Origin of the sequence: Paenibacillus sp. 19GGS1-52 (assembly GCF_022369515.1) — a bacterium.
Taxonomy (GTDB): Bacteria; Bacillota; Bacilli; order Paenibacillales; family Paenibacillaceae; genus Paenibacillus_AQ.
This window is the reverse complement of record NZ_CP059724.1, coordinates 4,624,695-4,642,370: the sequence shown is the minus strand read 5'-3', so window position 1 is coordinate 4,642,370 and position 17,676 is coordinate 4,624,695. Positions and strand designations below refer to the sequence as shown.

Here is a 17,676-nt window from a genome sequence, read left to right as displayed (position 1 = left end):
TTTAACATAATGAGTACAAGAGTAGCTATTATCGCAAGTAACGGTGGTTTGTTTGATGCATATAAAGTGTTTAATATTGCAACAGCTTCTGCGGCAACCGATGCAGAAGTTGCAATCTTCTTCACCTTTGAAGGACTGAATTTGATTCATAAAAAGGCTCATCACCAGCTGCCATTGCCGGAGGGACGGGAACATTTTGCTGAAGGCTTCAAAAATGCCAACGTTCCATCCATTCCCGAACTGGTTGAAATGGCACAGGAGCTGGGTGTCAAAATTATTGCTTGCCAGATGACTATGGATGTAATGAATTTGCAGAAGGAAGAATTTATCGATGGAATCGAAGTCGGAGGCGCAGTAACATTCTTAGATTTCGCTAAGGATGCGAATGTCTCTTTAACATTCTAACCAAAGGAGGAACTGATACATGGAAGCTACAAAAGGATTGAGTATAATGACAGCCAAGGAACTTACACGAATAGTTCTGGCCAAAGAAGAATTGTTTATTCTAGACGTTCGCAATGAGAGCGATTTTAATGACTGGAAAATTGAGGGCGAAATGATTGATGTGATTAATATCCCTTATTTTGAGCTATTGGACGGTGCGGACCCTGCACTTGATAAAATTCCGAATGACAAAAAAATCGTTGTCGTATGTTCAAAGGAAGGTTCCTCCAAATTTGTGGCAGAGCAGATTGTTGAAGCGGGAAGAAATAATGTACATTATCTAGAAGGCGGAATGAAATCTTGGAGTGAGCATCTAGAACCTGTCAAGATCAGTGAATTGAAGGGTGGGGGATCGCTCTACCAGTTCGTTCGGATCGGTAAAGGATGCTTGTCTTATATGATTGTTTCAGACGGTGAGGCAGCCGTAGTGGATACACTCCGGATGACGGAAGTTTTCGAAGAATTTGCGAAAAGCCAAGGTGCGACGATTAAGCATACCCTAGATACTCACCTTCATGCTGACCATATCTCAGGCGGTCGGAAGTTGGCTGAAGAGAATGGAGGAACTTATTGGTTGCCACCCAAGGATGCTGACGAAGTAACTTTTCCTTATGAGAAATTGGAAGAAGGACAGAATATCACTGTTGGAAATACAATGATTCGTATTGAGCCGCTATATTCACCGGGGCATACGATCGGCAGCACCTCGCTTATCGTTGACGAACAATTCTTGTTGACCGGCGATATCCTTTTCATCGAATCTATCGGACGTCCTGACTTAGCTGGCAAGGCAGAGGATTGGGTCGGAGACCTTCGTGAAACACTCTATAACCGTTACAAAGAACTGTCGCAGAGTTTAATCGTTCTTCCAGCTCATTTCGGAAAAGCATCCGAACTTGGAGTGGGCGGAAAAGTTATGGCAAAATTGTCGGAACTCTATGGTAAAAATCCAGGTCTGAATATTCAAGAGGAAGCAGCATTCCGGCGCACTGTAACTGAAAATCTGCCACCTCAGCCGAATGCATACCAGGAAATCCGTCAAACGAATATGGGGAAAATGACACCAAGTGAAGAAGAACAGCAAGAGATGGAAATAGGTCCAAACCGCTGTGCAGTTCACGATTAATAAGAGGAGGATTTAATAAAATGCAAGTAGATCTTGTGGTCGACACGAAAGGATTGGCATGTCCAATGCCAATTGTAAAAGCAAAGAAAGCCCTGGATGGTCTTACATCTAGTCAAATTATGGAAGTTCAATCAACGGACAAAGGTTCCATCAATGATTTTCAGGCATGGGTCAAACAAACCCAAAACGAGCTTATTAAATACGAAGAAGAAAATGGCATCTATAAATTCTTTGTAAAGAAGATATAAAAAAATAAGCGAATACGCCTCGAGCGTATTCGCTTATTTCAAGCCGTCATAGACAATTCGGACGCCAAGCGAGCAATAGCTCTCTTCTTTATAATGGCCTTTTGGGCATATCTTGGTACAGCAGACAGCATTGCTATCGGCATGCAATTTATCGCTGCATATAGGGCATTTATCTTCAAAAAGAGTCTTCAACACGTTAAACATGCTTAATCACTCATTTCACATTATTTTACTTGGTTTTATTATACCCACTTATTTCTGATTCGTATACTGTCTTTTATTTTCTTCAAACCATGTAAAGGAAGGTGAAAACCGATGGATATATTGCTTTTTATCGTAATGGTATTGCTAGGTCTGGTCGGTTCTTTCTTTTCCGGATTGCTTGGGATTGGCGGAGCCATTATTAATTATCCCCTTCTCTTATATGTACCTCCATTATTTGGGGTGGCTAATTTCTCGGCTCACGAAGTATCTTCGATCAGTATGTTCCAAGTTTTTTTTGCTTCGCTTGCAGGAGTGATTGCTTTTCGGCGAAAAAAAAATAATGGGGCTGTTGTTCATAAAGGTTTAGTAGTGTACATGGGGAGCAGCATTCTCGTTGGCAGCCTGGTTGGAGGTTATATCTCAGGTCTGCTTGACGGGGAAGTTATCAACTTGATATACGGAATTCTAGCGGTCGTTGCAGTTATTCTAATGCTTATCCCTAGAAAAGGAAGTGAGGAACAATCAGATAATCTAACATTCAATAAAATCATAGCAATAGGCACAGCTCTTTTGGTAGGTATTGTCTCAGGAATCGTAGGTGCTGGCGGTGCGTTTATTCTCATTCCCATAATGCTTACCGTTCTCAAAATACCAACACGTACGACTATTGCCTCCTCACTCGCTATCGTCTTTATTTCAGCAATCGGTGGGTTGATCGGTAAAATCTCGGCTGGGGGTATTCCTCTGGAACCTACAATTTATACTGTAATCGGGAGTCTACTGGGTGCACCTCTTGGATCAAGGATAAGTTCCAAAATTAATGTTAATGTTCTGCGGTATGGATTAGTCGTCTTAATTGCCCTCACGGCTGTAAAGGTATGGTCTTCCATTCTATAATCATGCAAAAACATACCTAAAAGGAGTTGTGTTAACAATTTTTCATGTTATACTAATACCTATAGGGGTACTAGTATATGAGAGACGTGAAATTGAAAATTCTTTTGCAGCGTTTATTGCATTATACTATACCCATACTGGTATAACTTGAAAGGTGAGGATTAATGATGGATTACAATTATCCGGATGAAATGAAGACACGTTTACGCAAAATCGAGGGTCAGGTTCGGGGGGTGTTGCGAATGATGGAAGAAGGAAAGTCTTGCAAAGAAGTTGTGGCTCAAATGTCTGCCGTACGCAATGCATCCGACAAAGCTATTGCCCAAATTGTCGCGGAGAACCTGCATCAATGTATCTTAGCTGAACAAGCTGGGGGTAATCAAGATACCCAGAAAATAGTCAAGGAAGCCGTCGAGCTTCTTGTGAAAAGTCACTAACGGAGAGCTTAATACCGAATAAAGAAACGGAGAGATTAACATGGCTTTCAAGATTGCAAAAGAAATCACACCCCAGAAGATAGCAGCGCAGCTCAAGAAAGGGGAGACCCTTATTATGCTGGATGTTCGCGAACTTGATGAATGGGCAGAAGGACATATCGAAGGTGCCAAGCATATTCCGCTGGGACTGCTTTTGGAACGGCAACATGAGCTGGATCCTGCACGAGAAACCATTGTCATCTGTCGAAGCGGGAACCGGAGCGGTATGGCTTGCGAACTACTGAGTGAAAAGGGATTTAATGTTGTGAACATGACGGGTGGACTTAATGCCTGGACGGATGAACTGGTGCGTGACTAACGCCTTACATGACGGTTCTGCAGTAACTGGGCAATTACCAGTTGCTGCAGCGCTATTGAAAGGACAGGGGAATATGATAATACTATTGTGTTTTTTAATTGGAACGGTGGTTTTATGGTTCTGGCGCCAGTTTTGGCCCGTTCGTTCACTTTCCTATGTTAATGCTCAGGACTGGATTCAAACAAAGGATAGCTTAAACTTGAAAATGCTCGATGTCAGGGATGCTTCGGATTATTTGGAAGAACATATTTCCGGCTCGATTAATATATCTTTAGGGCGTCTACCTTATGTTTGGCAACACGATCTATTTCCTGATAATGATGTATTAATTTTGTCCAACAATTTATACCAAAGCAATAAAGCAGCAAGAATCCTCCGTAAGCATGGATTTCGTAGTCTATTTGCAATACAAGGTGATTTTTTGCCTGACCAAACAAATTTTCATGAAATTCCCGTAAAAGGAGGAAGGAATTGTGAACACAGGTTCAATCATTAACATAGCAGTGATTGTATTGTTGCTCTGGTTTGTCTATTCCCGTGTAAGACCTGCTAAAGGATTAAAGCCGCTAAGGTCTGAGGATTTCCGAAATATGATGGAGCGCACTGATAAACGGATACTTATCGATGTACGAGAGCCGGGAGAGTATAAGACTGGGTATATCAACGGTGCGAAGAACATTCCATTATCCCAACTGTCTGGTCGCTTAGGGGAAATACCTAAGGATAATACTATTTTTTTATATTGCCGAAGTGGTATGCGAAGCAAGAATGCGGCAAGAGTTCTGATCAAAAATGGTTTTACAGGGCTTGTTCACCTACAAGGTGGCTTAAGCGGCTGGAGCGGTAAGCTGAAACGCGGATAAGAGACTCATCCGTTTAGGATAGACAATTTAGGGTGATGATAATTTTACTGCTGCTGAACGAACGAATGGTTCCGTCTATCCCTTGGATATTGACCCGTGATGCTTACAGTCATAAGCAAGAGGCTGAAGAACGCAAATTGACTAATTCAGTCTCTGACTGAGAGTCATAGAGTATTGCGTAAAGGCGGACGTTGTGTTTACCTGGAATGGGAAAATAATGCACCAGTTCACGGATTACCAGTTCATCACCCAACTAACGCTCATTATGTTCTGATCGTACAAAAATGATAACGAGAGGATGAAGCGTAATGTTCCATTATACTGTTGAAACAACCAAAACACCTGAAGAAGCGATATTAGCTCTTACGGAAAACCTGAAAGCAGAGAAGTTTGGCGTTCTTTGGCAGATGGATATGAAGGAGAAACTTCAGGAAAAAGGCGTCGAACTTGAGATGACCTATCATATCCTGGAGGTTTGTAATCCTGTTGAAGCAAAGCACGTATTGTCCGAAAATGCCCTTGTTGGTTATTTCCTTCCTTGCAAGCTAGTGGTTTATGAAGAAAACGGTACTACCAAAATCGGGTTGCCGAAGCCAACGAGTCTCATTGGCCTCATAGAAAATGACAAGTTAATGTCCATCGCGTCCGATATAGAAAAGCGCCTTATCACATGTGTGGATAAAAGTCAGTAATATTATATCTACTTAAGTTGAAATGCACTGATTTAATTGAGTGGATTTCATGTTAAGTACTGCCTAGTACCAGTCGGTACTGGGCTTGTTTTATATGGAAGATCGGTAGAACGTTCGTCAAGAAGGAGGAGATGGATTTGAATAATCTACAGTTAGGATCTTTCGTTTTGAACGGACAACTAATTCTGTACCTCAGTTGTGGAGCAGCAGGATGGTTGATATTACGACATCGGCTACGTAATTTACCGGAGAAGAATTCGGTATTGTCTTACACACTAGATGCAATTGGGCTTTGGGTGATCGTATGGAAAGGGAGTTATCTTGTTTTTCACTTTGTGGAATTCATTCAATATCCGCTTTCATTGTTATATTTCGATGGTGGAGTAAAGGGGAGATGGTTAGCTACCTTAGCTGTTTTGGCTTATATCTGGTATAGGTTCTCTAAACTGAACTTGTCTTTTAGGGTGATGGTTGATATCGGAGTATGGTTTACTTTCGCAGGTTGGACTGTTTACCATGTGTTGTTAGTTATTATGAGTGATCACCCTGCTTGGTTCCATAGTGCAACCGCCGGATTGACAGTTATTCTTCTGATTACCATGTTCATTTCACAAATAAGAACGAAAAATTTAAAGGGAATTCAATTTGCGATCTGGTTTTTAATTGGAAATATTACGCTTTTATTTTTAGTCACTGAACGCCCGTTGTGGTTACTATCATTCAGTAAACAGCAAATCGTTTTACTTGTGATCGCTGGTTTCTTGACTGGATGGACCTGGTTAGACGAAAAGAAGCAGAAAGGAGTCTTCCATGAATGATGTAACGATTTTCATTGCCTTTGCTGCGGGGATGTTATCATTTTTATCGCCCTGTGTTTTCCCGCTCATTCCTGCCTATGTCTCTCATTTAACAGGCTCTTCTTTTCAAGAGGGGAAAATAGTTGTCAACCGGGTGAGCTTATTGTATCAATCACTAAGCTTCATTGTCGGGTTTAGTTTGGTTTTCATTGCTATGGGGGCATCAGCGAGTACTATTGGACGTATATTTGCCCAGAAACGTGAACTGGTACAACTTATAAGCGGTCTACTGATTATTGTATTCGGCCTGCAGATGGCTGGATTATTAAAGCTCCGCATTTTTATGTCCGGTAGAACATGGGAGTCGAATCGGAATTCAAGCCGCGGCACGGTCCATTCTTTACTTACGGGTGTGGCATTTGGTGCAGGATGGAGTCCGTGTGTTGGTTTAGCGTTATCCTCTATTCTACTTATGGCTGGGTCTTCAGATTCATTGTGGCAAGGAATTGGGATGCTGGCTGTATACTCCCTGGGGCTGGGAGTTCCTTTTTTGTTGATTTCATGGCTACTGACATATTCGATGAACATCATGAAAAAAATGAACAGATGGATACCGCTCTTGTCAAAAATAAACGGGTGGCTTCTTATTGGCATGGGGTTTCTGTTATTCACCGGACAAATGCAAAAAATCAGTGCATGGCTTGCGAGATATACGTTTTGGGATTTTAATATTTAATAAAAGGAGTAAGCCGTATGAAAAAAAATATGATTGTCATTTTCTTATTATTGGGGCTAGTCGTTTACGGGGGCTACGATTATTATAATAAATCCGTTTCAGATGCGGAGAACGCTTCAGTTTCAGAACACGTAGAAGATAAAAGTGTATCCATTCTGGAGACAGGCATTCAAAAAGGCCAGATTGCTCCAGATTTTACTTTATACGATTTGAATGGTAACCCTGTTAAACTTTCTGAACTTAAAGGGAAGAAAGTATTAATTAATTTTTGGGCAACTTGGTGTCCACCTTGCCGGGCGGAAATGCCCCAAATGCAAAAGTTTTATGAAGATTACAAATCGGAGAGTGTGGCTATTGTAGGTGTAAACCTAACTCCAACTGAAGAGAGCACCGAATCGATTCAGTCTTTCGTGGGTGAACATAAATTGACGTTTCCGATTGTACTTGATCCTGAAGGGGACGTAATGCAAAAGTATCAGATTGCAGCTTATCCTACAACGTATCTGTTGGATTCAACTGGCGTCATTCGGGGGAAATTTCAGGGCGCGATTAATTATGAGTTGATGAAAGAATCAGTTTCTAATATTAAATGAATTTAGAAAGGTGAGATGTAAGGTTAACAAATTGATTCTTTATATAATATCCACTTGTTCGCTTGAACGATCAATGAAGTCAGTAATCGATGGTTCTTACTTATGAATACACACTTCCCTCTTATTTTGCAATATGTAAAAAATAATATAGCAGACTGGTAGAGTTGTAGGGGGGCTGGATTTTATTGGAGGGTAGTTGGACTTCTGGATACTACGTGGTACAGTCATTATGGTGGCGGTTGTAGAGACAAACATAGCGGTCTTGCTATTGAATAGGAGATGTGGCCATCAACGTTAGGTTCAAAGATATATACTTAAGAATAGTTGAGAATCTCGGAGATTTTTCATTACGGAGTGATGGTCGTGAAGTGTTGAGTGTTATAATAAAAATAATGAGTACTTGTATTGGATAGGGAGAATCAAATGTATATCTTAATTAGTCCCATCGTATTTTCGCTGGGAGCCTGGACAGTTCGGTGGTATGGGATCATTATCGGGATAGGAGCATTGCTCGGGCTCATACTTGCCATCCGTGAAGGCAAACGTTTTGGAGTACATATGGATTTTTTTAAGGATTTGGTATTGATAGGACTTCCCTCTGCATTGGTGGGTGCCCGTATCTATTTCGTTGCTTTTCAATGGGACAGTTACAAAAACACTCCTCCCTGAGATCATCAAAATGGCATGGGGGTATTGTAATATATGGGGCATTGATTGCCGCCTTAATTGCAACTTGGTTCTACACCCGCCGTAAGGGATACGGTTTTTTGCGCATTGTTGATATTTGTGCTCCAGGTTTGATTGTTGGTCAAATGATCGGCCGATGGGGGAACTGTATAAATCAGGAGGCGCATGGCAGGACCGTATCAAAGGAATTTCTGCAGGACAAGCTACATCTTCCTGATTGGATTGTAAACCAGATGCATATTGGGAGTGTTTATTTCCATCCCACTGAACTCTCACTGTAAAGTATTGAAAGCTGACAATGAACATGTGTAACTTAGTATGACCAATCTTAGTTATATTCTCGCGTTTGATTAACACTCAAAGGGGAAATAATCACCCATGTATTCAAAAAAAATCTTTGCATATAGTCCTTCTGAAAGTCTTATCAACCGGAAAGGTTACCATTGGCTGGTTGTTTTTACGGTGTGTATCGGTGCCTTTATGGCAGCTCTAGATGCAAGCATAATCAATCTTGCACTACCAACACTGGTTCGGCAATTTGGTATAAGCATGTCTGATGCGGAATGGATTAGTCTGGTTTACTTGCTAACGCTTGCGTCGCTTGTTATTCCATTTGGAAGACTGGCGGATATGTTTGGTCGCCGCTGGATGTATGCTGCTGGCTTTAGTGTATTTCTGTTCAGTTCCTTATTGTGTGGATTATCGTCTAGTTTAACAATGCTGTTACTTTCTAGGGTGTTGCAAGCAATTGGAGCAGCTATGTTACAAGCCAATAGTGTCTCCATTATTACTGCCTCTACCCCACTGAAGCATCGAGGAAAAGCCATTGGCATTCAGGCGAGTGCACAAGGAATTGGACTTAGCCTGGGTCCAGTAATTGGTGGAGCTTTTCTTTCGATAGGTGATTGGCGTTGGTTGTTCTTTGTCAATATTCCAATAGGTATCATAGGAACGATCCTTGCTGTACTTTTGCTTCCGAAAGACATACGAGGCAGGAAACGAGAACCTTTCGACTATTGGGGGGTCTCATTTCTCATCCCTGCTCTAGTCATGATTGTATATGTATTGAATAAGGGCGAGATCAAAGGATGGACCTCACCAATTATTATATTATGCTTGTTCACAGGTCTGCTCGCACTAACTTCGTTTATCAGAGAAGAGCGCCGTTCGAATTCTCCATTGCTTGATTTGAATTTATTTAAGAATAATATCTTTTTGACTGGTAATGTTTCGAGCTTTCTTTCTTTTACGGCGATGTATGGTGTGTTGCTTCTCAGTCCGTTTTTAATCGAAAGCGAATTTCACACAACCATTGCTATGACCGGATTTTATTTGTCATTTGTTCCGATCGGCATGACTGTTTTTACACCTGTTTCCGGTTTCATATCAGATCGGTTTGGTATTCGCTTCCCAGCAATTATGGGGATGAGTGCAGTCTTTGGAGGATGCATTTTACTGGCTTTTATCCAGAACGAACAAGATACTCCACTTCTTCTTTCTGGTCTATTGTTAGTTGGAATTGGGATGGGGATTTTTACACCTCCTAATAACAGTCATATCATGGGAAGTGTTCCTAAAGAGCGACTAGGGGTGGCTGGTGCAACACTAAATATGAGTCGGACAATTGGCATGGGGATGGGTGTTACACTTAGTGGTATGTTATACCAAATATCGCTTCGGTTACTGCCAGCTACAAGTAAACAATCAAATATTACGGCTTATAGAATTTCCTTTGTGCTTATTGGGTTGTTGAGCGCTGCTGCACTATTTATAGCGCTTTTTCAGAAGAGATCAGAACATAAGTATAGTGAAGAGTTCATTGAATATTATATTTAGCAATGAAAAGCTAGTGTTCTGAAAAGTTGTAGTTGCAGAATCTGAATTTATTAACCATGTATTTAACAAAATCAATAAAAAGTATCCCACCGATAGTTTCGATCGGTACGTTTGACTTGTTCTCCATCAGTATTTTATGGAAAGCGCCGAAAAGTGATGCAGTCGTGATTCTGGTCACCGTTCTCATTGTTGTCGCACCCACGATCTCTTTCTTGCTGGTAATATTGAGCACAATCTTCTTCGTGGACAAGTTTCAAAAATTGAGGTTTGAAAGCGTGAAGTGAGCAATCAAACCCTATATAAAGTAGAAGGTTAACTTTGCTTCAGTGAAGGAGTTTCTGGAATCATTCGATTTATCCGTTTAACAGTCCAATATTGTTATTGATTTCTCCAACTCACATATATGGTATGACTCAGCTGTTGGACCCATTGATAAAGTGGTGATCAAATACAGTGAAAATGATAACCACTTCCAAATTAAGAATATGAATTCTGCAAGTGAAAATCGTGGATAAATTTGCTGTATATATTGATACGAATGTAAAATTCAGTGAACAGATCATCTTGAGGCATTACTATTTCGTAAATGGCTTAAATGGAAGGAGGTTGAGAGTTTATAGCTTAAAATTCATCTGGGATACCACCTAGAAGGACTGGAAGCACTATACGGAAAAACAGGAACACTTTCCTCAAAAGGTCGAGGAAAATGTTCCTGTTTATAAAAATTAGCTGCCTGTTATTTTCTGTTATTAACAAATGTACCCATTACCCTTCTTTAGGGATCAAATCGAAGATTGTGCCGTTCTCCAGTGCTTCAATCAGTTTTAGCAACCAGCGGTAGTATTTAATGGCTTCTTCAATCTTATTTTCATCCGTGCTAAGCAACTCATTAAATTGTATGTCCTCGTTATACTCGGTCTTCATGTCTTTGATTTCTATAAGTGATTTCGCTAGCGCGTTCATATTTCCTTCAACGGCTTTTCTCCATTTAATAGAGAAATAATCACTAAAGTTCTGATGCCAGTCCGGCGTTACCTCGAACAGATCCTTACGGTTACCTTTACCCCATACTTTATCGATCATCTTCAGATCTAGCAGGGTACGTACGCCTGTACTCATGGAGGTTTTACTCATCCCCATCGTTTGGCTAAGCTCATCTAAGGTTATAGGTCCTTGATTAAAGTACATATAACCATATAAATGTCCAATAGACAATGTTATACCGTACAGATCTAAATTTTTGCCAATGGAATCGATGACTCTTTCCCGGGTCTTGCTAATTCGCTGTATTTGTTCGGGCATAAGCCCTTCTAAATCATTCATGGTGTCCCTCCCTGAGGAATGGCCTAATATTGCGGACCTCTTCTATCTTGTATTGTAATCAAATCCTCTACAATAAGTAAAGAATTCACTTGCAAAGAAATTCTCCGTTAAACAGAGTAAACTGTACATAAAGTTCGTAAAGTTAAAACTGTATGCATAATTTTAAACGATTATGGACTTTGCGTTGCTTTTTACAAGTCGGTTAGACTAAAAGGAGTGAACACGCTCGCTAAAGATGCGGGAAGAAGGAGGTCGGCATGCCGATTATAGAGGTGAAACAGCTAACCAAGGTATTTGGCCATGACACGGGACGGGCGCTTCCATTATTAGAGCAAGGGTGGTCTAAAGAGAAGATCGCTCAGGAAGTGAAGTTGACCGTTGGTGTCAATTATGCCGAATTTAGTATTGAAGAAGGGGAAGTATTTGTCATAATGGGTCTATCGGGTAGTGGCAAGTCAACGCTGGTTCGTCTGCTGAACCGCTTGATTGAGCCAACCGCGGGACAGGTTCTTTTTAAAGGGAACGATGTAGTTAAGATGAATGCCGAGCAGTTACGGCAATTTCGGCGCAAGAATATCGGCATGGTGTTTCAGAATTTCGGGTTGTTCCCGCACCGGACGGTGCTAGGGAACGCGGAGTATGGGCTTGAGATTCAGGGTGTAGAGAAAAAGAAAAGAACTCGGCTCGCTATGGATGCTCTGCAGCTCGTAGGTTTAGGTGGATGGGAGAATCACCGCCCTGACCAATTAAGTGGTGGCATGCAGCAGCGTGTGGGATTGGCACGTGGGCTAGCCAACGACCCAGATATCCTGCTCATGGACGAGGCGTTTAGCGCGCTAGATCCGTTGATTCGCAAGGATATGCAGCAGGAGCTGCTGGAGCTGCAATCCCGATTGAAGAAAACCATTGTGTTCATCACACATGATCTGGATGAAGCACTGCGGATTGGAGACCGGATTGCACTGATGAAGGATGGTGTCATTGTGCAGATCGGCACGCCGGAAGAAATCCTTATTCAACCAGCCAATAAATATGTGGAACGGTTTGTGGAAGATGTGGACTTGTCCAAGGTATTGACGGCTGCGCATGTCATGCGCCAGCCTGAAATGGTCAGACCTGAACGGGGTCCCCGTGTAGCGCTTCAGTTGATGCGCGATAGTGGTGTATCCAGTCTATATGTTGCGGACAATGAAATGAAGCTGCAGGGTGTTATAACCGCCGAGGATGCAGCACAGGCACTCAAGGAGAATAAATCGATCCTTGATGTGATGCGGCGGGAAATTCCACGCGTACGGCCCGAAACACTGCTGAACGATTTGTTCGAGCTGATGTCAGAGACGCATCTACCCGTCGCTGTTGTGGATGAGTCGGATAAACTGAAAGGGATCGTCATTAAAGGAGCTGTTCTTTCCGCCCTTGCTGGAAATGCGGTAACGGAAGGAGGGGCTTTGAAATGAATATCCCTAAATTACCTTTAGGTCAAGGAATTGAGTGGGTGGAGAACTGGTTGACAACTTATTTCAGTCCCTTCTTCGACCTGATTTTACTTGTTATTGGTGGAATGGTGAATGGCATTGAAGCTGCACTTATCTTCCTTCCGTCACTTATACTGATCGTCCTCCTTGTAGCCTTGACTTATTGGGTTGGGAAGTGGCGTTTAGCGCTGTTTGCTTTGATAGGTCTATTGCTGATTGATAATATGGGTCTCTGGGACCCAACGATGCAGTCACTTGCTCTAGTACTGACTGCATCTATCCTGGCCGTACTAATCGGTGTACCGCTGGGCATCTTGTCGGCACAAAGTAATACCATAAGAAGCATATTAACGCCAATCTTAGATTTCATGCAGACAATGCCCGCTTTTGTATATTTACTGCCTGCGGTTTCCTTTTTCTCACTAGGTGTGGTGCCAGGAGTAATTGCTTCCATTATATTCGCAATTCCACCTACCATTCGCTTAACCAATCTAGGTATTCGTCAGGTTTCTGTGGAGCTTGTAGAAGCCGCTGATGCTTTTGGCTCAACCCCAACCCAAAAGTTGATTAAATTGCAGCTTCCAATTGCTTTGCCGACGATTATGGCTGGTGTGAATCAGACGATTATGCTATCGCTCTCCATGGTAGTCATCTCCTCTATGATTGGCGCACAAGGTGTAGGTGCATTAGTATACCGTGCGGTATCACAGGCCAAGACAGGTGCTGGTTTTGAAGCGGGTATCGCCATAGTAATTATCGCGATTTTGCTGGATCGTTTGACACAGAACGTACTGAAATCTAAAAAAGAATAAGGAGTGTTGTTGCTTGAAGAAAATGATGATTAAGAAAAACTTGGGATTGTTGTTACTCGTGTTGTTGGTTACTGCTATGACGGGATGTTCTACGTCATCTGGGAAGAATGAAAAGGTTAAGCTCGCATACGTAGCTTGGGATTCAGAAATTGCTAGCACGAATGTAGTGAAGGAAGTACTGGAGTCGAAGCTTGGGTTTACTGTAGAGATGCTACAAGTTGATGCCGGACCGATGTGGGCTGGAGTCGCAGATGGTAGTGCAGATGCGATGGTAGCTGCCTGGTTGCCGAGTACACATGCTTCTTATATTGAGAAATACGGGAATGACATTGACGATTTAGGCGTGAATTTGGATGGGACAAAGGTCGGTCTTGCTGTTCCTGCCTATATGGATATTACGTCCATTGAGGATTTAAACAATCCTGAGATGGCGGCTTCACTGAAAAATCAGATCATCGGAATTGAGCCGGGTGCTGGTATCATGATGGCAACGGAGAAGGCTCTAGACGAATATGCACTGAACGATTATACATTGCTTGAAAGTTCATCGGCAGCGATGGCACAGGAGCTGCAGAAATCTTATGATAACAATGAACCGATCGTAGTTACGGGTTGGACACCGCATTGGATGTTCGCCAGTATGGATCTGAAATATTTGGAAGATCCCAAAGGTGTGTACGGTGGTGATGAGCAAATTCATACTATGGCTCGTAAAGGTTTGAAGGAAGACATGCCGGATGTATATACCTTCTTGGATCAATTTGAGTGGACCGCTGAGGATATGGCACAGGTTATGGTAGATATTCAAGGTGGAATGTCTCCTGAAGAGGCAGCAAAGACATGGGTAGACGGTAATGAGGATAAGGTTAGTACATGGATTGCAGGCATTGAGAAATAGCGTGGGATTTAGTGACAATCATTTCATAGCCTATTATAAATGTAATGCTTATTTGAATTAAGATTGCGTATAGCCAAATCTGTGTGTAAAGAGGCATACATGTTTAACAGTCATGCTAGCCTTACCTTTATTTTTGACTTTTTAAAACTTTATGAGTTATACTTTAATCACGCTTAATTTCCAGTTTATTTAGCTGGGAAGCGGGGGAACCAGTCAATTGGGGCGAATCATTGAGCATTTGAAATGTAGGGTACCATCTTACCCGAGTCCGTCAGCTAACCTCGTCAGTAGTGGATGGGTCTGCTTTGTAGTTATTTAAATAACCAGAGACCCTTGCTAAGGGTCTCTTTTTGTGCTTTTTTTGACCCTGCTGGCGTGTTTGACATTTGACTTCAAGGCTCCCTCTTTTCTCATACAATGAGACAAAGGAGAGATGTACGTGCAAAAGGTGAAGTATATAACAGATATTAATAGAGTTGCTATGTTATCTGAACTAGAAAAGGTAAGCCTGAGAGAAATCACGGACAAATTTGTTTTCCGTGCGAATGATTACTACCTTTCATTGATCAACTGGGAGGATCCGGAGGATCCCATTCGAAAGCTTGTTATCCCTAACGAGGGTGAACTAAAGGAATATGGTCGCTGGGATGCCTCCGATGAGGATACGAACTATGTTGTGCCAGGTTGTCAGCATAAGTATAGAACGACTGCGCTCCTTATTGTATCTGAAGTATGTGGAGCCTACTGCAGATATTGCTTTCGTAAACGTTTATTTCGCAATGATGTGAAAGAGGCGATGTCTGATGTCACACCAGGATTAGAATACATCGCAGGAAATCCAGAAATTAACAATGTGCTTCTTACGGGTGGAGATAGTTTAATTCTCTCGACTCCCAAACTCAAATTCATTATTGAAAGTCTGCGAAGAATTGAACACGTCAAGATTATTAGATTAGGATCCAAGATTCCGGTATTTAATCCGATGCGCATTTATGAGGATGGAGAACTGCTCGATCTGATTCGCACTCATTCTACTGAAGAAAAAAGAATATATGTGATGGCGCATATTAATCATCCCCGTGAAATAACCCCTGAAGCCAAAAAAGGATTCAAAGCTCTTCACGATGCTGGTGCCATTGTCGTAAATCAGACGCCTGTCCTCAAAGGTATAAATGATGACCCGGCGGTATTGGGAGAACTGCTGGACCGTCTTTCCTGGGCTGGGGTTACACCCTATTATTTCTTTGTAAACCGGCCAATTGCCGGCAACCGAGACTTTGTTTTACCACTTGAACAAGTTTATCAAATTGTGGAGGAAGCCAAATCAAGAACATCCGGACTAGGCAAAAGAGTTCGTTTATCTATGAGTCATACATCTGGAAAAATAGAGATTTTAGCAATTAGTCAAGGAAAAGCTTACCTTAAGTATCATCAGTCCAGAGACAATGAGCACGGTAAATTCATGATACTGGATTGTCCCAATGATGCGGAATGGTTCGATGATCTTCCGGGTAATGAAGAACATTGGAACAAACCGGTGAAAAAGAACAAGGCTATTATTTCTGTCAATGATTTGCCACGGGAAACCTATACCCTAAGCTAGAGTGCCTATGTTGGCGGCTTGACTTAAGGATTCATTGATATAGGGAGCATTTTCATCACCAGTAAGTATGGTCAAATAATCTCCCGCAAGCAAAATAAAATCACCATGTGGTATTTTTTCCTGTGATCCGCGCTTCACCGAAACAATCAGGCATTGTGGGGGCCACTTAAACTCTTTGATTAAAATGCCATCCAACTGTGAACCATGATGAATTGGAATTTCCAGAATGACTTTGCTTGATGTTTTCGTTGCAGAGAATCCCTTTCCTTGATGCAGGAAACGTTCTAACAGTACTTCGTATATTGGATAAGAACGAAACAATTCAGCGGTCATATAAGCAGTGAGGCAAACGACGCCAGTAGAGAGAAGATTGGAGAATGAACCAGTCATTTCGGTGATTAGGATAATTCCAGTGATGGGTGCCTTCAGGCTTGCTGTGAGATATCCGGCCATAGCCAATATAAGAAAGTTGCTCTCACTAAGTACAGGTTCGCCAATAAGTCCGTTCATGAGCTTGCAGTAAATAACACCAATCAAACCGCCAATGACCAGCATGGGCAGGAATATTCCTCCGGGTGCAGAAGAACCGTAACTCAACATTGTGAACAAGAATTTAACAATCAGAATAATAATTAATAGTTTTAATTGAAAATGACCTGTCACCAGATCGTTTACAAGGTTGTTACCGCCTCCGAGTACCACTGGCATAGATAGCCCAAGTATCCCAGCCAGCAAAAAAGGGAGAATAGGTCTGCAATGGGCTGGTAGCCAGGTCATTTTCAGGTATAAATCCTGAAAGGCGTAAATCCCTTTATTAAAAACAATCCCCATTACGCCTACAATAATGCCTAGAATGATTAAATGATAGTACTGATTAAGCGGAATGGCCCCAATATTGGCAAAGTGAAAAATTGGATTCATGCCAAAAAATTCTTTGGATATAAAATCAGCCACAAGCGATGAGGAGAGTGCTGCAATCATGACCAAAGGTGAGAAATTCATATGAACTTCTTCTAAAGCAAAAATAACACCTGCAATCGGCGCATTGAATGCTGCTGCCAACCCGGCGCTTGCTCCGCAAGTGATCAATATGTGTTCCTCTGTCTTCGATTTTCGTAATAAACGGCTGAAACCTTGAGCAATTAGCGCTCCAATCTGGATGGAAGGTCCTTCTCTGCCGAGCGACAGTCCGGCACCGATACTGATTGTGCCTCCAAGGAATTTGGCACTAACAGCTTTCCACCAATTCATCTGCAATTTGTTCTGTAATACAGCTTTAACTTGAGGAATACCACTGCCGGAAATGGCCGGTTGCTTCTTGACGAGCACCCCAGTTACCCATCCGGCTATCACTAACAAGATCATCCAGAGAGGTATTATCCATATATGTTGCAGCTGATAATGATAGAAAATAAGAACATTATCCAGAAGCTCTTCTAAGACAAAGCGGAACAATACAACAACGAATCCAGATAACACCCCAACAGCAATTCCACCAGCTAACAGCCGGAACTTGAAATTAAACCAGTTGTCGAGCAATTTGCGAGTATGATTTTCATTCAATTCCAGGACCTTCTTCATTTCATTTTTTGACATGCTTTATATAATACAATTTCCATGGTTAATATTTCAACCCATTATATCACA

General features: G+C 41.9%; 20 protein-coding genes, 1 pseudogene and 1 riboswitch. Of the genes and pseudogenes, 19 read left to right on the top strand and 2 right to left on the bottom strand.

Going from position 1 to position 17,676, the window contains the following annotated elements:
* Nucleotides 1-9 precede the first annotated feature (9 nt).
* The 15 genes and pseudogenes from H1230_RS21710 to H1230_RS21645 all read left to right on the top strand — a co-directional run bounded on the left by H1230_RS21710 (nt 10) and on the right by H1230_RS21645 (nt 9,918).
* The gene (locus tag H1230_RS21710) at nt 10-405 is read left to right on the top strand and encodes a DsrE/DsrF/DrsH-like family protein (RefSeq protein ID WP_239711965.1); all 396 of its coding nucleotides are present in this window, start codon (nt 10-12) and stop codon (nt 403-405) included.
* 19 nt (nt 406-424) lie between these two features.
* The gene (locus H1230_RS21705) at nt 425-1,570 is read left to right on the top strand and encodes an MBL fold metallo-hydrolase (RefSeq protein WP_239711964.1); all 1,146 of its coding nucleotides are present in this window, start codon (nt 425-427) and stop codon (nt 1,568-1,570) included.
* A 20-nt stretch (nt 1,571-1,590) separates the two neighbouring features.
* On the top strand, nt 1,591-1,818 hold the full coding sequence (locus tag H1230_RS21700) for a sulfurtransferase TusA family protein (protein WP_239711963.1): 228 nt from the start codon (nt 1,591-1,593) through the stop codon (nt 1,816-1,818).
* A 315-nt stretch (nt 1,819-2,133) separates the two neighbouring features.
* Nucleotides 2,134-2,919 (top strand): sulfite exporter TauE/SafE family protein, encoded by a 786-nt coding sequence (locus H1230_RS21695; RefSeq protein ID WP_239711962.1) that lies wholly within the window; start codon nt 2,134-2,136, stop codon nt 2,917-2,919.
* A 167-nt stretch (nt 2,920-3,086) separates the two neighbouring features.
* On the top strand, nt 3,087-3,356 hold the full coding sequence (locus H1230_RS21690; RefSeq protein WP_239717468.1) for a metal-sensitive transcriptional regulator: 270 nt from the start codon (nt 3,087-3,089) through the stop codon (nt 3,354-3,356).
* Nucleotides 3,357-3,396: 40 nt separating this feature from the next.
* Nucleotides 3,397-3,714 (top strand): rhodanese-like domain-containing protein, encoded by a 318-nt coding sequence (locus tag H1230_RS21685; RefSeq protein ID WP_239711961.1) that lies wholly within the window; start codon nt 3,397-3,399, stop codon nt 3,712-3,714.
* Nucleotides 3,683-4,210: a rhodanese-like domain-containing protein gene (locus tag H1230_RS21680; RefSeq protein WP_239711960.1), complete on the top strand. Its 528-nt coding sequence runs from the start codon at nt 3,683-3,685 to the stop codon at nt 4,208-4,210. The genes H1230_RS21685 and H1230_RS21680 overlap by 32 nt, the downstream gene beginning before the upstream one ends.
* A complete protein-coding gene (locus H1230_RS21675) occupies nt 4,188-4,577 on the top strand; it encodes a rhodanese-like domain-containing protein (protein WP_239711959.1) in 390 nt (129 codons plus the stop codon). The genes H1230_RS21680 and H1230_RS21675 overlap by 23 nt, the downstream gene beginning before the upstream one ends.
* Before the next feature lie 32 nt (nt 4,578-4,609).
* Entirely contained in the window at nt 4,610-4,738 is a 129-nt protein-coding gene (locus H1230_RS31435; protein ID WP_275590926.1) for a hypothetical protein, read from the top strand.
* A gap of 147 nt (nt 4,739-4,885) precedes the next feature.
* Nucleotides 4,886-5,269 carry a DUF302 domain-containing protein gene (locus tag H1230_RS21670; protein WP_239711958.1) on the top strand — a complete coding sequence of 128 codons (384 nt, stop codon included), beginning with the start codon at nt 4,886-4,888 and terminating at the stop codon, nt 5,267-5,269.
* A 137-nt stretch (nt 5,270-5,406) separates the two neighbouring features.
* Nucleotides 5,407-6,087 carry a hypothetical protein gene (locus H1230_RS21665; protein WP_239711957.1) on the top strand — a complete coding sequence of 227 codons (681 nt, stop codon included), beginning with the start codon at nt 5,407-5,409 and terminating at the stop codon, nt 6,085-6,087.
* Nucleotides 6,080-6,802 (top strand): cytochrome c biogenesis CcdA family protein, encoded by a 723-nt coding sequence (locus H1230_RS21660; RefSeq protein ID WP_239711956.1) that lies wholly within the window; start codon nt 6,080-6,082, stop codon nt 6,800-6,802. The genes H1230_RS21665 and H1230_RS21660 overlap by 8 nt, the downstream gene beginning before the upstream one ends.
* Nucleotides 6,803-6,819: 17 nt before the next feature.
* On the top strand, nt 6,820-7,395 hold the full coding sequence (locus H1230_RS21655) for a peroxiredoxin family protein (RefSeq protein WP_239711955.1): 576 nt from the start codon (nt 6,820-6,822) through the stop codon (nt 7,393-7,395).
* 423 nt (nt 7,396-7,818) lie between these two features.
* Nucleotides 7,819-8,354 (top strand): annotated as a pseudogene (lgt, locus tag H1230_RS21650) (prolipoprotein diacylglyceryl transferase); the annotation flags it as partial.
* Nucleotides 8,355-8,460: 106 nt separating this feature from the next.
* Nucleotides 8,461-9,918: an MFS transporter gene (locus tag H1230_RS21645; protein WP_239711954.1), complete on the top strand. Its 1,458-nt coding sequence runs from the start codon at nt 8,461-8,463 to the stop codon at nt 9,916-9,918.
* Between the two features lie 765 nt (nt 9,919-10,683).
* Here H1230_RS21645 and H1230_RS21640 read toward each other — a convergent pair.
* Entirely contained in the window at nt 10,684-11,241 is a 558-nt protein-coding gene (locus H1230_RS21640; RefSeq protein ID WP_239711953.1) for a GbsR/MarR family transcriptional regulator, read from the bottom strand.
* Between the two features lie 257 nt (nt 11,242-11,498).
* Here H1230_RS21640 and H1230_RS21635 point away from each other — a divergent pair, with 257 nt between their 5' ends.
* The 4 genes from H1230_RS21635 to H1230_RS21620 all read left to right on the top strand — a co-directional run bounded on the left by H1230_RS21635 (nt 11,499) and on the right by H1230_RS21620 (nt 16,029).
* Nucleotides 11,499-12,698 (top strand): quaternary amine ABC transporter ATP-binding protein, encoded by a 1,200-nt coding sequence (locus H1230_RS21635; protein ID WP_239711952.1) that lies wholly within the window; start codon nt 11,499-11,501, stop codon nt 12,696-12,698.
* Nucleotides 12,695-13,528, top strand: a complete 834-nt coding sequence (locus H1230_RS21630; RefSeq protein ID WP_239711951.1) for an ABC transporter permease — start codon at nt 12,695-12,697, stop codon at nt 13,526-13,528. Before H1230_RS21635 ends, H1230_RS21630 begins: the two co-directional genes overlap by 4 nt.
* A gap of 22 nt (nt 13,529-13,550) precedes the next feature.
* Entirely contained in the window at nt 13,551-14,426 is an 876-nt protein-coding gene (locus H1230_RS21625) for a glycine betaine ABC transporter substrate-binding protein (protein ID WP_239717466.1), read from the top strand.
* 160 nt (nt 14,427-14,586) lie between these two features.
* Nucleotides 14,587-14,731: riboswitch (cyclic di-AMP (ydaO/yuaA leader) on the top strand.
* Between the two features lie 128 nt (nt 14,732-14,859).
* Nucleotides 14,860-16,029, top strand: coding sequence for a KamA family radical SAM protein (locus H1230_RS21620; protein WP_481857086.1), 1,170 nt, complete (start codon nt 14,860-14,862; stop codon nt 16,027-16,029).
* Here H1230_RS21620 and H1230_RS21615 read toward each other — a convergent pair.
* Entirely contained in the window at nt 16,021-17,592 is a 1,572-nt protein-coding gene (locus H1230_RS21615) for a ClC family H(+)/Cl(-) exchange transporter (protein WP_239711949.1), read from the bottom strand. The two genes, H1230_RS21620 and H1230_RS21615, sit on opposite strands and share 9 nt — an antisense overlap.
* Nucleotides 17,593-17,676: the final 84 nt, after the last annotated feature.

What these genes read in the sequence shown, in the direction of transcription:
- H1230_RS21620 (WP_481857086.1), top strand. Translation starts at nt 14,860, where the DNA reads ATGTACGTGCAAAAGGTGAAGTATATAACAGATATTAATAGAGTTGCT.
- H1230_RS21660 (WP_239711956.1), top strand. Translation starts at nt 6,080, where the DNA reads ATGAATGATGTAACGATTTTCATTGCCTTTGCTGCGGGGATGTTATCA.
- H1230_RS21685 (WP_239711961.1), top strand. Translation starts at nt 3,397, where the DNA reads ATGGCTTTCAAGATTGCAAAAGAAATCACACCCCAGAAGATAGCAGCG.
- H1230_RS21655 (WP_239711955.1), top strand. Translation starts at nt 6,820, where the DNA reads ATGAAAAAAAATATGATTGTCATTTTCTTATTATTGGGGCTAGTCGTT.
- H1230_RS21640 (WP_239711953.1), bottom strand. Translation starts at nt 11,241, where the DNA reads ATGAATGATTTAGAAGGGCTTATGCCCGAACAAATACAGCGAATTAGC.
- H1230_RS21690 (WP_239717468.1), top strand. Translation starts at nt 3,087, where the DNA reads ATGGATTACAATTATCCGGATGAAATGAAGACACGTTTACGCAAAATC.
- H1230_RS21625 (WP_239717466.1), top strand. Translation starts at nt 13,551, where the DNA reads ATGATGATTAAGAAAAACTTGGGATTGTTGTTACTCGTGTTGTTGGTT.
- H1230_RS21705 (WP_239711964.1), top strand. Translation starts at nt 425, where the DNA reads ATGGAAGCTACAAAAGGATTGAGTATAATGACAGCCAAGGAACTTACA.
- H1230_RS21670 (WP_239711958.1), top strand. Translation starts at nt 4,886, where the DNA reads ATGTTCCATTATACTGTTGAAACAACCAAAACACCTGAAGAAGCGATA.
- H1230_RS21700 (WP_239711963.1), top strand. Translation starts at nt 1,591, where the DNA reads ATGCAAGTAGATCTTGTGGTCGACACGAAAGGATTGGCATGTCCAATG.
- H1230_RS21645 (WP_239711954.1), top strand. Translation starts at nt 8,461, where the DNA reads ATGTATTCAAAAAAAATCTTTGCATATAGTCCTTCTGAAAGTCTTATC.
- H1230_RS21680 (WP_239711960.1), top strand. Translation starts at nt 3,683, where the DNA reads ATGCCTGGACGGATGAACTGGTGCGTGACTAACGCCTTACATGACGGT.
- H1230_RS21710 (WP_239711965.1), top strand. Translation starts at nt 10, where the DNA reads ATGAGTACAAGAGTAGCTATTATCGCAAGTAACGGTGGTTTGTTTGAT.
- H1230_RS21695 (WP_239711962.1), top strand. Translation starts at nt 2,134, where the DNA reads ATGGATATATTGCTTTTTATCGTAATGGTATTGCTAGGTCTGGTCGGT.
- H1230_RS21635 (WP_239711952.1), top strand. Translation starts at nt 11,499, where the DNA reads ATGCCGATTATAGAGGTGAAACAGCTAACCAAGGTATTTGGCCATGAC.
- H1230_RS21630 (WP_239711951.1), top strand. Translation starts at nt 12,695, where the DNA reads ATGAATATCCCTAAATTACCTTTAGGTCAAGGAATTGAGTGGGTGGAG.